10 protein-coding genes and 1 pseudogene are annotated in these 15171 nt (G+C 61.4%); 9 read left to right on the forward strand and 2 right to left on the reverse strand.

The window, feature by feature from the left end; all coding sequences use genetic code 11:
* Positions 1 to 29: 29 nt before the first annotated feature.
* From PQR02_RS20400 to PQR02_RS20435, 8 genes and pseudogenes are all read left to right on the forward strand, one after another.
* Positions 30 to 1175, forward strand: a complete 1146-nt coding sequence (locus tag PQR02_RS20400) for a Re/Si-specific NAD(P)(+) transhydrogenase subunit alpha (RefSeq protein ID WP_408234841.1) — start codon at positions 30 to 32, stop codon at positions 1173 to 1175.
* 266 nt (positions 1176 to 1441) lie between these two features.
* Positions 1442 to 1777: an NAD(P) transhydrogenase subunit alpha part 2 gene (locus tag PQR02_RS20405; RefSeq protein WP_408234844.1), complete on the forward strand. Its 336-nt coding sequence runs from the start codon at positions 1442 to 1444 to the stop codon at positions 1775 to 1777.
* Positions 1777 to 3231: an NAD(P)(+) transhydrogenase (Re/Si-specific) subunit beta gene (locus PQR02_RS20410; protein WP_408234847.1), complete on the forward strand. Its 1455-nt coding sequence runs from the start codon at positions 1777 to 1779 to the stop codon at positions 3229 to 3231. Before PQR02_RS20405 ends, PQR02_RS20410 begins: the two co-directional genes overlap by 1 nt.
* A 209-nt stretch (positions 3232 to 3440) precedes the next feature.
* The gene (locus PQR02_RS20415) at positions 3441 to 4493 is read left to right on the forward strand and encodes a phosphotransferase family protein (RefSeq protein ID WP_408234850.1); all 1053 of its coding nucleotides are present in this window, start codon (positions 3441 to 3443) and stop codon (positions 4491 to 4493) included.
* Positions 4494 to 4588: 95 nt separating this feature from the next.
* The gene (locus PQR02_RS20420) at positions 4589 to 5353 is read left to right on the forward strand and encodes an SDR family oxidoreductase (RefSeq protein ID WP_408234853.1); all 765 of its coding nucleotides are present in this window, start codon (positions 4589 to 4591) and stop codon (positions 5351 to 5353) included.
* Positions 5354 to 5375: 22 nt separating this feature from the next.
* Complete coding sequence (locus tag PQR02_RS20425; RefSeq protein ID WP_408234856.1) at positions 5376 to 6608, forward strand: acyl-CoA dehydrogenase family protein; 1233 nt, start codon at positions 5376 to 5378, stop codon at positions 6606 to 6608.
* A 19-nt stretch (positions 6609 to 6627) separates the two neighbouring features.
* Positions 6628 to 6746, forward strand: a pseudogene (locus PQR02_RS20430) (electron transfer flavoprotein subunit alpha/FixB family protein); the annotation flags it as partial.
* Between the two features lie 76 nt (positions 6747 to 6822).
* A complete protein-coding gene (locus tag PQR02_RS20435) occupies positions 6823 to 7686 on the forward strand; it encodes a 3-hydroxybutyryl-CoA dehydrogenase (RefSeq protein WP_408234859.1) in 864 nt (287 codons plus the stop codon).
* A 514-nt stretch (positions 7687 to 8200) separates the two neighbouring features.
* Here PQR02_RS20435 and PQR02_RS20440 read toward each other — a convergent pair.
* Positions 8201 to 9517: an Nramp family divalent metal transporter gene (locus tag PQR02_RS20440; protein ID WP_408234862.1), complete on the reverse strand. Its 1317-nt coding sequence runs from the start codon at positions 9515 to 9517 to the stop codon at positions 8201 to 8203.
* Between the two features lie 1584 nt (positions 9518 to 11101).
* Positions 11102 to 11731, reverse strand: a complete 630-nt coding sequence (locus PQR02_RS20445; protein WP_408234865.1) for a hypothetical protein — start codon at positions 11729 to 11731, stop codon at positions 11102 to 11104.
* A 703-nt stretch (positions 11732 to 12434) separates the two neighbouring features.
* Between PQR02_RS20445 and PQR02_RS20450 the strand changes: the two genes are divergently transcribed.
* Positions 12435 to 14927: a glycogen/starch/alpha-glucan phosphorylase gene (locus tag PQR02_RS20450; protein WP_408234868.1), complete on the forward strand. Its 2493-nt coding sequence runs from the start codon at positions 12435 to 12437 to the stop codon at positions 14925 to 14927.
* Positions 14928 to 15171: the final 244 nt, after the last annotated feature.

A 15171-nucleotide genomic window follows, 5' to 3' on the forward strand; every position in this document is an offset into this window, starting at 1 on the left:
GCGCAGACAGGCGCAATGTGAGGTTGCAAATGGAGATTGGAATTCCCGCTGAGTCGGCAGGCCGCAAAACATTGGTCGCGGCGACGCCGGAGACCGTGAAAAAGCTCGTCGCCCAGGGCCACGACGTGACTGTCGAGGCGGGTGCCGGCGAATGCGCACATTACACGGACGACGCGTACCGGAATGCGGGCGCGCAGATTGGCGATGCGGCTGCGGCTTATGGCGCACAGATCGTATTGAAGGTGGCTTCGCCGACGGCCGACGAATTGCCGTTGATGAAACCCGGGGCCGTGCTGGCTGGCATGCTCGATCCGTTCAACGCGGAAAACGCCGAGCGGCTTGCAGCAGCGGGGGTGACCGCGTTCGCACTGGAAGCGGCGCCGCGCACCACGCGCGCGCAAAGCCTGGACGTCCTTTCGTCACAGGCCAACATCGCGGGCTATAAGGCCGTGCTGATTGCCGCGCACCACTATCCGCGCTTCATGCCGATGCTGATGACGGCCGCGGGCACGGTGAAGGCGGCGCGCGTGCTGGTTCTCGGCGTAGGCGTCGCGGGCTTGCAGGCGATTGCGACCGCCAGGCGTCTCGGCGCGGTGGTCGAGGCCTCTGACGTGCGTCCCGCAGTGAAAGAGCAGATCGAATCGCTCGGCGCCAGGTTTCTTGACGTGCCTTACGAGACCGACGAGGAGCGCGAAGCAGCGCAAGGCGTGGGCGGCTATGCGCGACCGATGCCGCCGTCGTGGCTCGCACGCCAGTCGGCGCTCGTGCATGAACGGGCGAAAGAGGCGGACATCGTGATCTCGACGGCGCTTATACCGGGCCGTCCCGCGCCGACGTTGGTTTCTGTCGAAACCGTGCAGGCGATGAAACCGGGCTCGGTGCTGGTCGACCTCGCCGCGGGGCGCGGCCCGGTCATTGACGGGCACCGCGGCGGAAACTGCCCGCTCACCGAGCCAGACAAGGTTGTTGTGACGGACAACGGCGTGCAGATCGTCGGCTATACGAATCTGGCAGCCATGGTACCCGCCGACGCGTCGTCGCTCTACGCGCGCAACCTGCTCGACTTCCTCAAGCTGATCGTCACGAAGGAAGGCGCGTTGAACATCGATCTCGCGGACGACATCGTCGCGGCCACACTGCTCGCCCGTGACGGTCAAGTCACGCGCAAAACCTAGCAAGGATGTTGCATGGGACCGGAGTAAGTGCTTTGCATGGGACTGGAGTAAGCGCTTTGCATGGGACTGGAGTAAGCGCTTTGCATGGGACTGGAGTAAGCGCTTTGCATGGGACTGGAGTAAGCGCTAAAGCGCCAACTCCAGTCGACAGCTAAAGCGCCAACTCCAGTCGACAGCTAAAGCGCCAACTCCGGTCGACCGCAATAGATTGCATGGGACCGGAGTAGGCGCTAAAGCGCCAACTCCGGTCGACAAAGGAGAAAGGAATGGAAGTCATCAACCACACCATCATCAATCTGACCATCTTCGTGCTGGCGATCTACGTCGGCTACCACGTGGTCTGGAACGTCACGCCCGCCTTGCACACACCGCTGATGGCCGTGACCAACGCGATCTCGGCGATTGTCATTGTCGGCGCGATGCTGGCAGCGGGGCTGACCGTGGGCGACACCGGCAAGTTATTCGGCACGGTGGCCGTTGCACTGGCGGCCGTCAACGTATTTGGAGGTTTTCTCGTGACGAGGCGAATGCTCGAGATGTTCAGGAAAAAGGAGCCGAAAAAGATTATCGGTTTAGTGAAGGCCGCAAAGGAGGCAGCATAATGAGCATGAACGTTGTTACGCTCCTGTACCTCATTGCGTCGGTCTGCTTCATTCAGGCACTCAAGGGGCTCTCGAATCCGAAGACGGCGCGCACCGGCAATACCTTCGGCATGGGCGGGATGGCGATTGCGATCATCACGACCATCGCGCTGATCGCCAGGCAGGCTTCTACGCTCGGCTCGAACCTCGGGCTCGGGCTCGGCCTGCTGCTGGTCGCGCTGGTGATCGGCGGCGCGGTCGGCGCGTTCGTCGCCGCGCGCGTCGAGATGACCAAGATGCCCGAACTGGTCGCGGCGATGCACTCGCTGATCGGTCTCGCGGCAGTCTGCATCGCGTATGCGGTGGTGTCGGAGCCGGCCGCGTTCGGCCTCGTCGATCCCGAGTATCCGATTCCGGGGTTCCTGCCCTTCGGCAATCGCATCGAGCTGTTCATCGGCACGTTCGTCGGCGCGATCACGTTCTCCGGTTCGGTGATCGCGTTCGGCAAGCTGTCGGGCAAGTACAAGTTCCGGCTCTTCCAGGGCGCGCCGGTCGTGTACGGCGGCCAGCATCTGATCAACCTGATGCTGGCGATCGCGATGCTCGGTTTCGGCATCATCTTCTTCCTCACGCAATCGTGGCTGCCGTTCATCATCATGACGATCATCGCGTTCGTGCTCGGCGTGCTGATCATCATTCCGATCGGTGGCGCGGACATGCCGGTGGTCGTGTCGATGCTGAACTCGTATTCGGGCTGGGCGGCGGCGGGCATCGGCTTCTCGCTGAACAATCCGATGCTGATCATCGCGGGCTCGCTGGTGGGTTCGTCGGGTGCGATTCTGTCGTACATCATGTGCCGGGCGATGAACCGTTCGTTCTTCAACGTGATTCTCGGCGGCTTCGGCAACGAGCCGGGCGCGGCGGCCGCCGGCGGTTCAGCCGAGCAGCGGCCGGTGAAATCCGGGTCGGCGGATGACGCGTCGTTCATGCTCGGCAATGCGGAGACCGTGGTGATCGTGCCGGGTTATGGCCTCGCGGTGGCGCGTGCGCAGCATGCGTTGAAGGAACTGACCGACAAGCTGGTCGAGAAGGGCATCGAGGTGAAGTACGCGATTCACCCGGTGGCCGGCCGGATGCCGGGACACATGAACGTGTTGCTCGCCGAAGCGGAAGTGCCGTACGACATGGTGTTCGAAATGGACGACATCAACGGCGAGTTCGGCCAGGTCGACGTGGTGCTGGTGCTCGGCGCGAACGACGTGGTGAATCCGGCCGCGAAGAACGATCCGAAGTCGCCGATCGCGGGCATGCCGATCATCGAGGCGTATAAGGCGCGCACGGTGATCGTCAACAAGCGGTCGATGGCGGCGGGCTACGCCGGGCTCGACAACGATCTGTTCTACATGGACAAGACGATGATGGTGTTCGGCGATGCGAAGAAGGTGATCGAGGACATGCTGAAGGCGGCTGCATGAAGCGCCTCCCGCACCGACTTTTCACGAGTCAAGTCCACGGCGGATCGTCGTGGCGAGCGGGCTCCTGTCGCCGGACGTGCCACGTCTGCGTAGCCAGGGCCCGCCGGTTTGGGCACGCGTGTACGTTGCCTGGCCGGCTTCGACTGCGATCCACATCGAGATCGAATCAACGTCGGCAATTTTCAATGTCTGTACGCGAAGAGGGTTGAATGACAACTACTGATGCCACTGATATCGATCTGGGCGCGCTCGGGCTCTACCTCGAACGGTCGATCGAAGGCTTTAGCGGACTCGTGACCGCGCAAAAATTCCCGGGCGGTCAATCGAATCCCACTTTTTTGCTCAGGGCAGCAAGCGGCGAGTATGTGCTGCGTCGACAGCCGTCCGGGCCGTTACTCAAATCGGCCCACGCCGTGGACCGTGAGTTCCGGGTGATCGACGCATTGTCGAAGACTGATGTGCCCGTCGCTCGCGCGTATCACCTCTGCGAGGACCGGGACGTGATCGGGACGATGTTCTATGTGATGAGCTTCGAGCAGGGGCGCATTTTCTGGAACCCCGCACTGCCGGAAATCCCGCGCGATGAGCGGCGCGGCTACTACGACGCAATCGTCCGCGCGATGGCGACACTTCACGACGTCGACGTTAGCGCCGCAGGATTGTCGGACTACGGGCGATCGGGCAACTACTTCGAGCGGCAGATCAGCCTGTGGACGCGGCAGTATCGTGCCGCCGAAACTGAACACATCGACGCAATGGAGACTCTCATCAAGTGGTTGCCCATTCGGTGTCCCGCACCCGTGGATGAGCGTTCGCTCGTGCACGGCGATTTCCGCATCGACAACCTGATTTTCGATCCACACGAATCGCGGATCAAGGCTCTCCTCGATTGGGAATTGTCGACCTTGGGCCATCCCGTTGCCGACCTGGCGTACTTTTGCATGTGCCTGAGACTGCCTGCCGATGCGCCCATCACGGGTCTTCAAGGTCAGAACAGGCGTGCGTTGGGCGTGCCCGAGGAGCAGGAAATTGTAGATCGGTATTGCGATCTGCGTGGCATCCCGGCCATCCACGGGTGGCACTTTTATCTCGCAGTGAGCTTTTTCCGTCTGGCTGCAATTATCCAGGGCGTGAAAAAGCGCGCATTGGGAGGCAATGCGTCGCATGCGAATGCGCGGAAGGTGAGCGAGATGGTAGAGCCTCTGGCGCGCATGGCGGTGGCGGTCCTCGAAGAGCAAAGTTGCGCGGGCTTTCAACGATAGATGATTCGGCGCGCCGGTCGACCCGACCGTGAGCTGAATTCCGACGCGAAGGTCGTGCGTCTACAGACAGGTGGAGTTTCTGGAGTAACCCAAATATGAGTACCAACCTCTTCGATCTGACCGGAAAGGTCGCGCTCGTCAGTGGCGCAAGCCGCGGCATTGGCGAACAGATTGCCTTGTTGCTCGCACAGCAAGGCGCACATGTGATCGTGACAAGCCGGAAACGTGAGGAGTGTGAGGCCGTGTGCGCGCGCATCATCGAGAATGGCGGAAGCTCGGAAGCGCTTGCTTGCCACATCGGGCGCATGGAGGATATTGCCGTGGTCTTCGACCATATCCGCAAGGTCCACGGGCGGCTTGACATCCTCGTGAATAACGCCGCAGCGAATCCTTATTTTGGACATATTCTCGACACCGATCTCTCGGCATTCCAGAAGACCATCGATGTCAATATCCGCGGCTACTTCTTCATGTCGGTGGAAGCGGGGCGACTGATGCGTGAACAGGGTCGCGGCGCAATCGTCAATACCGCGTCGATCAACGCGTTGCAGCCGGGCGACATGCAGGGCATCTACTCGATCAGCAAGGCTGCCGTCGTCAACATGACCAAGGCGTTTGCAAAGGAATGCGGCCCCTATGGCATACGTGTCAACGCACTGCTGCCGGGCCTGACCAAAACGAAATTTGCCGGCGCGCTATTCGAAACAGCGAAGATTTACGAAGAATGGATGAGCCGCATTCCGTTGCGGCGTCACGCAGAGCCGCAGGAAATGGCGGGCACCGTCCTTTATCTCGTATCAGACGCCGCAAGTTATACGAATGGTGAATGCATCGTCGTGGACGGTGGATTGACTATCTGACAATCGAAATAACGGAGACAGCATGCAATTCGACTACACCCCGAAGGTCAAGGAAATGCAAGGGAGATTGCTGGCCTTTTTTGAGCAGCACATTTATCCGAACGAGCGGCGCTATCTGGATGAGATCCGATCGAACCGCGAAGCGGGCAATGCGTGGGTGGCGACGCGCGTCATAGAGGAGCTGAAACCGCTCGCGCGCGAAGCCGGCTTGTGGAACCTGTTTTTGCCGCGCTCGACGCGGGCGCCGGAAGGCCTGTCGAATCTCGAGTATGCGCCGCTGTGCGAGATCATGGGGCGGGTGCCCTGGTCGCCGGAAGTGTTCAATTGTTCGGCACCCGACACGGGCAATATGGAAACGCTCGAGCGCTACGCCAGCGAGGCATTGAAAGACCGTTGGCTGGAGCCGCTATTGCGCGGCGACATCCGGTCTGCATTCCTGATGACGGAACCGGCAGTGGCATCCTCCGATGCGACCAACATTGCCTGCAGCATCGAGCGCGATGGCGACCAGTACGTGATCAATGGAACGAAATGGTGGTCATCCGGCGCTGGCGATCCGCGCTGCAAGGTCTATATCGTAATGGGCAAAAGCAGTCCGGATGCGCCGCGTCACGCGCAACAGTCGATGATCGTTGTGCCGGCAGATACGCCAGGAATTTCCGTCAAGCGCCCACTGTCGGTGTACGGATATGACGACGCGCCGCATGGACACATGGAAATCGAGCTGCGCAATGTGCGCGTTCCGGTTTCCAACCTGCTGCTTGGGGAAGGGCGCGGCTTCGAAATCGCGCAGGGACGGCTCGGACCCGGCCGGATTCACCATTGCATGCGCAGTATCGGCGCAGCGGAGCGGGCACTCGAACTGATGTGCACGCGCAGTCTGGAGAGAACGGCTTTCGGCAAACCGATCGGCGAGCAGGGCGTGACGCAGGAGCGCATCGCGCAGGCCCGCTGCGAGATCGAAATGACGCGGCTGCTGACGCTCAAGGCTGCATACATGATGGACACGGTCGGGAACAAGGCCGCGAGGGCCGAGATCGCGATGATCAAGGTGGTGGCGCCGAACATGGCTTTGCAGGTACTCGACTGGGCGATTCAGGTCCACGGTGCGGCCGGTGTGTCGGACGATTTCCCGCTGGCGTATGCATGGGCGAACCAGCGCACGCTGCGGCTCGCCGACGGCCCCGATGAAGTTCACCGCAATGCAATTGCGCGGCTCGAGCTCAATCGCTACCGGCAGATGCAAGCGGTCTGACAGCATAGTCGGGTGCTGCGTTTGCAAAGTGATCGTCGCGATCAACAAGGATCCCGAAGCGCCGATCTTCAGCGTTGCCGATTTTGGTCTTGAGGCCGTCAGTTCGGCGCAATCCCCGAACTGACGGCCGCTCTTTGACCCTCGTTGCGCTGATGAACACATAGCCGGAGCGGCGAGCGGCTTTGAGAATGAAAGGGCTGGCGTAGGAGCGCAAATGGATATCAAAACGGTAGGCGTGGTAGGCGCGGGCACGATGGGGCAGGGAATCGCCCAGATCTTTGTCTGTGCCGGCTTTGGCGTCTTGTTGGTGGACCTGAGTGACGCGACGCTAAAGAACGCAGTTGAAAGCATTGGCATCGGTCTGGATCGCCTTGTCAAAAAGGACAAGCTGACTATTGCTGCAAAACAGGACGCGTTGTCGCGCATCGCGACATCCGCCGACTACGCGCGCTTGGGTACCGTCGACTTTGTAATCGAAGCGGCGACCGAGAATCTGGACGCGAAGTTGCGCATTTTGCGGCAGATCGCCGAGGCGGCGCGTGACGACGTTGTCATGGCATCGAACACGTCGTCGATATCGATCACGCGGCTGGCCGCTGCGGTTCCGAATCCAGCGCGGTTTGTCGGCATGCATTTCTTCAATCCCGTGCCCGTGCTGCCGCTGGTTGAGATCGTGCGCGGCTTGCAAACTGGTAAAGAGACGGTTGAAACCGTACGGGATTTGACGGACGCGCTGGGTAGAACGCCCATCGTCGTCAACAGTTCACCTGGCTTCGTGGTGAACCGCCTGCTTGTGCCAATGATCAACGAAGCCTTTTGTCTCCTCGCCGAAGGCGTGGCGTCGGCGGAAGAGATCGACGCAGGTATGAAGCTCGGCGCCAATCATCCGATCGGGCCTCTCGCGCTTGCGGACATGGTGGGGCTGGACGTGTGTCTGGCCGTGATGGACATCTTTCATGCGGATTTCGGCGATCCGAAGTACCGCGCCAGCCCGCTGTTGCGGGAAATGGTCAGCGCGGGCTACCAGGGTCGAAAGAGTAGCCGCGGGGTTTATGACTACAAATCCGGTCACGCCTGATCTGTCGGTTCGCCCACCAATGCGCGGCTGGAATGCGGCATGGTCACACGTTGGAAGCGACGGGTTCCACTGTTAATAGCGTTCACGAACCCGGATATCGCCTCAATCGGTTGCTCATTCGACAAACTACCGGCTGGAACCCTCCTCGCCGAAGGGTGGGCGAACGGCAATGCCCAGTTCGCATGGGTTGGATCTTGCACCGGGCGGTCACGAATGATTTTGCCCGTTCAGACCATGCGCCTCGGCCGGATAGATGCAGACGTTGGCGGGACGGGACGATCGGTGAAAGGCAAAATTGCATCCCTTTTTCAGAGTAACACTCCACCCGGCAGACACGGCCCGATGAGAGTCGGCTTCCGGACGCTCCCGCGCCCGCAGTAGCCTGGCCAGGAAGCATCATTGGCACGCACCGTTGCCCGGACGTTCAACTCCCGGATTCACGCAGGGGGGGCGGTGGCCGCAATCGCATGGCGGCCTGTCAACCACCAGAGTGCGGCAACGCAAGCACTTGCATTCAGCCAAGCCAACCACATGCATATCGAGCGACTACGGCTGCGCCCATGCCCACAGTCGCAAACCAACTGAGTGCGCGCAGCGCCCAGTGGGCGCTCAGATCGCCCACTGATGAGTGCCTCGTGCTGAGTAGGACGAGCAATACCATGACTGGGGTTGCGGTCGTGCCGTTAACCACCGCGCTCCAGTACAACAGACGAATCGGGTCCAGTCGTAATGCCGCCAGTACGACGCCAAGCGCGCCTCCCAACGCGACGATTGCGATCAGCGCGAATGCGATACGCCGATTGTGCTGCGGGTCAATCGGCCAGCCGATCGTGCTGGCGACCGCGTGTGCCGCCGAACCGGCGAGCGGTGGCAACGCAAGCAGAGCACTGCTGATGAGCGCCACACCCAGGAGGTGCTTATCGAACTGACCCGCGACCGGCGCGAGCACACTGGCAAGCGATGCCGCTGAATCGAGAGCCCGGCCGCTGGCGTGGAGCGTGGCCGCCGCAGCGATCAAGATCGACACAGCAACCGCGTTCGATAGCGCGGTTCGGATCAACGTATCGCGACGAATCCTTCGCAAGCGCCTTTGCGCGGCTTCGTTACGCTGCGTACGATCGGAGCATTCGCCTTGCGGGCGCTGCGCTTCAACCTGCTGTTCCGCCTGGGAGTACAGCAGATATGGACTGATGGTCGTACCCAGAACCGCGAGCAGCATCTCCAGGTAATCCCCGGACCACGAAATATGAGGGACGAAGAGTTTCGCCGTCAGCCTCGTCCACGGCAAGTGGAGCACGATGTCGACCCCGACATACGCAAACAGTGAAAGCGCGAGCCATCTGAGCACGCGCGCGTACTTTGCATAGGGAACGAACCACTGTAGCGCGATAGAGAGAATGAGAAAGAACGTGGCGGAGCCGGGGATGGAACCCAGCCACAGCAAATGCGCGCCGACACCCATCGCGACGACATCCGCGGCAATGTTGAATGTGTTGGCAATGAGAAAGCGGCCGACGGCGAGGAAAAACCATAAGCGCGAGTAGTGCTCGCGCATGTTTGTCGTCAATCCGTTGCCCGTCAGAACCGCGATCCGGGCCGACACGAGTTGCAGCGCGACAATCGACGGATAGCTCAGCACGCAGCTCCACAACATGTCGTATCCGAACTGCGCGCCCGCCAGCGAGTACGTGGCAATGCCGGCCGGATCGTTGTCGGCGGCCATCGTGACGACGCCGGGACCGATGTCGGCCGCCCAGGAATGCGCAGGGGTGCCCCCTTCGGCATTGCCACTCGGATAATGTGTGGCTCCCTTCTGGTCGTTTGGGGGCATGGTAGCGGTCTGGCAAGGAAGTCAGTGCATGCGAGATTTGCGCCGCCGCCAGGTCCTCTGGCCACGCTGCTGGAGAGCCCGGGAAGGCTTGGGGCGCTTGCGGCCAGGACGACAGCGGCGGGTCTGGCTTTGCCGTGCGGGGGCACTCATCACGCTGCGCATGAGTGACCCGCACGATTCGTTCCGCGTAGATCGATGCGCTGATCATCAGTTGTCTGGGTTCGCAGCGTGGCGTCGAAAAACCCGCGTGTTTCTATTCGATTGATGCAACTAACCGTCAATGATCCAAGCATGCCCCTTCCAACGATGCGCTGCGCGTACGCGCGCTGGTACGGCATCGAGTACTCACGTCATTGCGCTGGTTGGCCTACTCGACTGGGCTTGATTCGCTGCGTCGCCGCCGTTCTTAGCGCTATTGTCCGAAATGCAACCCCTGGTGATCAACGCACCGACTATAAGTACCCCAAGCCGCCCAACATCTTTCCCGCGTCGGTCTGCTGCTTTACCGCTGGTGCGCCACACTTGACGCACGTCGTCGCCTTGGCGCTAACCTCGTTCCCGCATTCCTGGCGGTTCCCAGCGGGGAAACGGCCGATCGTCTGCGGCGCGCACTACCCCTCCAGACAGCTTTCGGCACGCGCACACATGGCGTCGTGGCGTTGAAAGATGGCCGACGAGCCATGACGGGTCCTGGTGATGCGATCAGACAGAAGGCAACCGGCGGCATGGTGGAAATCCTGGCAACGGCAGCGGATCGCTAGCGCCGTGCACGCCCCGCGCAAGCGAAGTGAGGCGCCGACGCTTCGCGCGCAACACCAATGAACCCCGCAACTGCGAACGAGCAATGGTCATCGACATATCACTTCAGGCCGTGAACAGGGGCAATCGCTGAATCCAGTGCCGCCATCCTTGCCCTGCGACCATCGGACGAGTACACCGCCGCCCTCGAAGCCCTTGAGGCAGCGCGACGTGCGCTCAATGCCCGTCAGAAGCGATAGTCCGGTGCCGGCGCATCACGCTAGCTGTTATCCGATCGTCACGGCAAGGCAAACGCAAGCTATGCGAATGTTTGATCGGCATGCGCTTGCGCAGGGTAGCTAAGACTCCATATGGCCAAACGGTTGCCATCTGTCTGCGCCGCAAAGTTCGCGATGCTTATGAAAGTAGGTCGCGTCGTGCACCCGTTCGTATGCAGCCGCTCCTTTGCCGCTTCTCCAGGGTAAGGAAGTGTTCGCCTTCGACGCAATCACCTCAAAGGCGGGTCGCCCGACGTCCTTGCGATCTCGCCGGGCGTGTGGTGGTCTGCCATTCGTGCCTCCGTGAACAGTCGACTGTGCCGGCCGCAGGCAAGCGCGACGCGTCGAATCGCTGCGCGGTGCTAACTGTCACGAAGGTCCTGGCGTCGCCGCTCGCGGTGATCCGGTCCGCGCAGACGGTCACGCGTCAGAGAGCCCGTCGGTCTTTCGGCGGCCGCCGCGGATCAGAAAACAGCAGCGTCCCTATCTGGAGGTCGCCGCGGCGATGGGCGTCTGTTGCCGCCTTCGGCGCAGGGTCCCACCGGGGCCGGGCTGAGATCCGATGATGTCACCGCGAACGGCCGTGGCCGCCACCGGTCGCCCAATAATGGCTGCCACCGCCGCTGCCCCAGCCGGCGGGTGTGCCGGCCCCGTATGCGTGCGAGCTGCCCGCGTAGCCGGAGTAGCCGTGGCCCGCGCCGGCATAGCCCGGGTGGCCATGGCCGCCCCAATAACCGGGATGGCCCCAGTAGCCGTAGTGGTAATGGCCATAGTGGTTGACGCAGCATCCGCCCCAGAACGCGAAGCTGAACGATGCCGACGGCCACCACCAGCCGGGCCAGCCGTAACCGTAACCGTAATACGGATATGGGTAGGGCCACCCGTACGGATAGGCGACCGGATAATACGCAGGTGCGCCATAGGCCGGCGCGGGTGCCAGGGTGTAAGCAGGTGGCGCGTCGGTCGACGTGACGTCTGGCATCGTGAATGGCTCCTGCACCGTGGGCTGCGACGCATCGCCCGGGGCAACGGGGATTCCTTGCTCCGTGGCCGCTGTCGGGGCGCCTGAATAGACAGGATAATAGCCGTAGCCCGGGTAGTAGCCGTATGGCACGTAGTAACAGCCGGAAAGCAACCCGGATAGCCCCAGCATTGCAACGGCGCTGCCGACGCGCGACGTTGCATCAAGCGGTTTCATGACCGGCTCCTTGCTATCGCGCCGCCGTTCAGACGGCGCTTACGTATTCACTTCAGCTTACGTCAGGACTGCACGAGGCGCAAAACCAGGTGTTAGCGTGCTCCGGTGCGAGACCAACCGGGTCGTCGAATGTCGACGGTCGGCTCAGCACGATCGGGATTCAGATGCACGACATGAACGCGCTGCCAGTCCGGGTACCGCTCCAGTGTGCTCTTAAGCCGGGCGGGCCCTCGCAAGAACGCGTGTTTGCCAGTGCGCTACCGTATGCTTTGTCGACTGAACGATGCTCAGGCGCAAGCAAAGCGACCATTTGACCGTTTCCGCGTTCTGCTGAGTTGCCGTCATATGGCAAGTGCGCGATATTACTAGCAAGCGCTCAAGCGTAAGATGGACGCGGCGCGCATTGGGATTTCCGTGCCGCAGACGCAGCTTCACACGTCGCGACCGGGCGCAACTCGTGGTCACAGCCTGACGATGGCATCCGAGCGGAGCCAACAAGCGATCGATACAAACAGTGCGGCCCGGCGTAGGCCGGATACCAGGGTGCCGCCTTAACTCCGCGCGCTCAAGGAACCGCTCTCGACGGAGCCACCGGTGGGCCACACGGTTTCGACATCGCCGGCCAGGTCCGCAGGCAGCGATATCGTCTGTCACCGAGATGCGCGTGAGTAAGCCCTGGATCGACCCTTTCGGAGGATGCAACGTGGCCACCATCCCAACCTTTGGCACGAAAGAGAGCGCTGAACACGCGCGCAGCGGGCTGGATGTCGACGCGCTGCGGCATGGCGTGATGGACAACCTCATCTGCCTGCAGGGCCTCCATCCGGCGCTGGCCACCCCGCATGACTGGTACATGGCGCTCGCGTACACCGTGCGCGACCGCATGCTGGGGCGGTGGGCTGCAACCATCGAGGGCTACGCATCACGTGAACTAAGAGTCGCCTGTTACCTCTCCGCCGAGTTCCTGATCGGACCGCAACTCGGCAATAACCTCGTCAACCTGGGCATCGAAGCCGACACGCGTGCCGCGATTCAGTCACTCGGACAGGACCTCGATACGCTGCTAGCGATCGAGGAAGAGCCCGGGCTTGGCAATGGAGGGCTCGGGCGGCTGGCCGCGTGTTACCTGGATTCGCTTGCGACGCTCGAAATTCCGGCTATCGGATACGGCATCCGTTATGAGTTCGGCATCTTCAAGCAGGAGATTCGTGACGGATGGCAGGCGGAGGTGACCGACAAGTGGCTCCAGCGCGGCAATCCATGGGAGTTCGTGCGCCCGGACGTCAGCTTCTATGTTTCCTTCGGCGGCCATACGGAAAGCGGGACTGATGCGCAAGGCCGCTTTCGCGTGCGCTGGATACCCGCGCACCAGGTCAAGGGCGTGGCCTGCGACATGCCTATGCTCGGATACCGCGTCAACACGTGTAACGCGCTGCGGCTCTGGAAGAGCGAGGCTGTCGAGTCTTTCGACCTGCAGGACTTCAATGCCGGCGACTATTACCAGGCCGTGCAGGACAAGGTGATTTCCGAAACGCTGTCAAAAGTACTCTATCCCAACGACGAACCCGAAGCCGGCAAGCGCCTGCGCCTTGCACAGCAATACTTCTTCGTCTCGTGCTCGCTGCAGGACATGCTGCGTCTGCTCGACCGCAAGGGTGAGCCGGTCGTACGCTTCGCGCAGATGTTCACCGTGCAGCTGAACGATACCCATCCGTCGATCGCGGTCGCCGAACTGATGCGTCTGCTCGTGGACGAGCGGCTGCTGCCCTGGGATGAAGCGTGGGACATCACACGGCGCTCGTTCGCCTATACCAATCACACGCTGCTGCCGGAGGCACTGGAGACGTGGGGATTGCCGCTCTTTCGCAACCTGCTGCCGCGCCTGCTCGAAATCATTTTCGAGATCAATCGCCGGTTCCTCGATGAGGTCCGGCAACGTCATCCCGGCGACGAGGCGCGTATCGCGCGAATGTCGCTGATCGACGAGACGGGCGAAAAGAAGATCCGCATGGCGCATCTGGCGACGGTCGGCAGTCATGCCATTAACGGTGTGGCTGCGTTGCACTCCACGTTGCTCAGACAGACCGTGTTGCGCGATTTTGCCGAGCTGTGGCCCGAACGTTTTCACAACGTCACCAATGGTGTCACGCCGCGCCGGTTCATGCTGCTCGCCAATCCGGGCCTCGCGCAACTGCTCGACCAGACGGTGGGCGAGGGATGGGTCACCGACCTGGCGCGACTTCGAGGACTCGAGGCGCATGCCGACGATGCGGCTTTCCAGGACGGGTGGCGCCATGTCAGGCGATCGAACAAGGAGGTTCTCGCGCAGCGTATCCGGGACGTCACGGGCGTCGTTGTGGATCCGGGCTCACTGTTCGACATCCAGGTCAAACGCATCCACGAATATAAGCGCCAGCATCTGAATGCGCTCTACATCATCGCGCTCTACCAGCGTCTGCGCCGTCACCCGGAGCAGCGCGTCGCGCCGCGTTGTTTCATCTTCGGCGGAAAGGCGGCGCCGGGCTACGCGATGGCCAAGCTGATAATCCGGCTGATCACAGGTGTGGCGGAGATCGTCAACAACGATCCGGTGATCGACGATCGGCTCAAGGTCGTGTTCTTTCCGAACTTCAACGTGAAGTATGCACACTTCATCTATCCGGCTGCTGACCTGTCCGAGCAGATCTCGACTGCCGGCAAGGAGGCATCCGGCACCGGCAACATGAAGTTCATGATGAATGGCGCAATCACGATCGGAACGCTGGATGGTGCAAATGTGGAGATCCGCGAGCAGGTTGGCGAGGAAAACTTCTTCCTCTTTGGTCTGTCTGCCGACGAGGTGGAGCGTGTCAAGCGTGAGGGCTATCGCCCTGAGGATCATGTTCAAGGCAATGCGGAGTTGCGCGAAGCGCTGGAACTGATCGCAGAAGGATACTTCTCACGCGGCGACCGTGAGGTGTTCCGCCCGCTCGTAGAGAACTTGCGCAACTGCGATCCGTTTCTGGTGCTGGCCGACTACGCCGACTATGTCGCGTGCCAGGAGCGCGTGAGCGTCGCCTGGCAGGATCCGGGATACTGGACGCGCATGTCGATCCTCAATACGGCGCGTTCGGGGAAATTCTCGTCCGATCGTGCAATCGGCGAGTACTGTGAACGAATCTGGAATATTTCCCCGGTAAGGATAGCCCTTAGCTGAAGGCCAACAGGCGCGCAACGCCGCAGAAGCTTCCCGCCATGCGGCGTTGCGAACCAACACCAAGGATGAAACAGTCTATTTAAGCTGGCGACCCAGAGTCTCCGGCATGATGATGGCGCTGTTTGCGCTTGCGGCGTCTACCACAACGCGGCGTCACTGAAATCCGCAATCGAAAAGCGACGCAACAGCGCGGTGTACAGGTGGGATCCGATTGAAACTGTTAGCGGTTCGTTTTCAAAGTGCG

The organism is Paraburkholderia sediminicola (genome assembly GCF_046026895.1).
GTDB classification, from domain to species: Bacteria; Pseudomonadota; Gammaproteobacteria; order Burkholderiales; family Burkholderiaceae; genus Paraburkholderia; species Paraburkholderia sediminicola_C.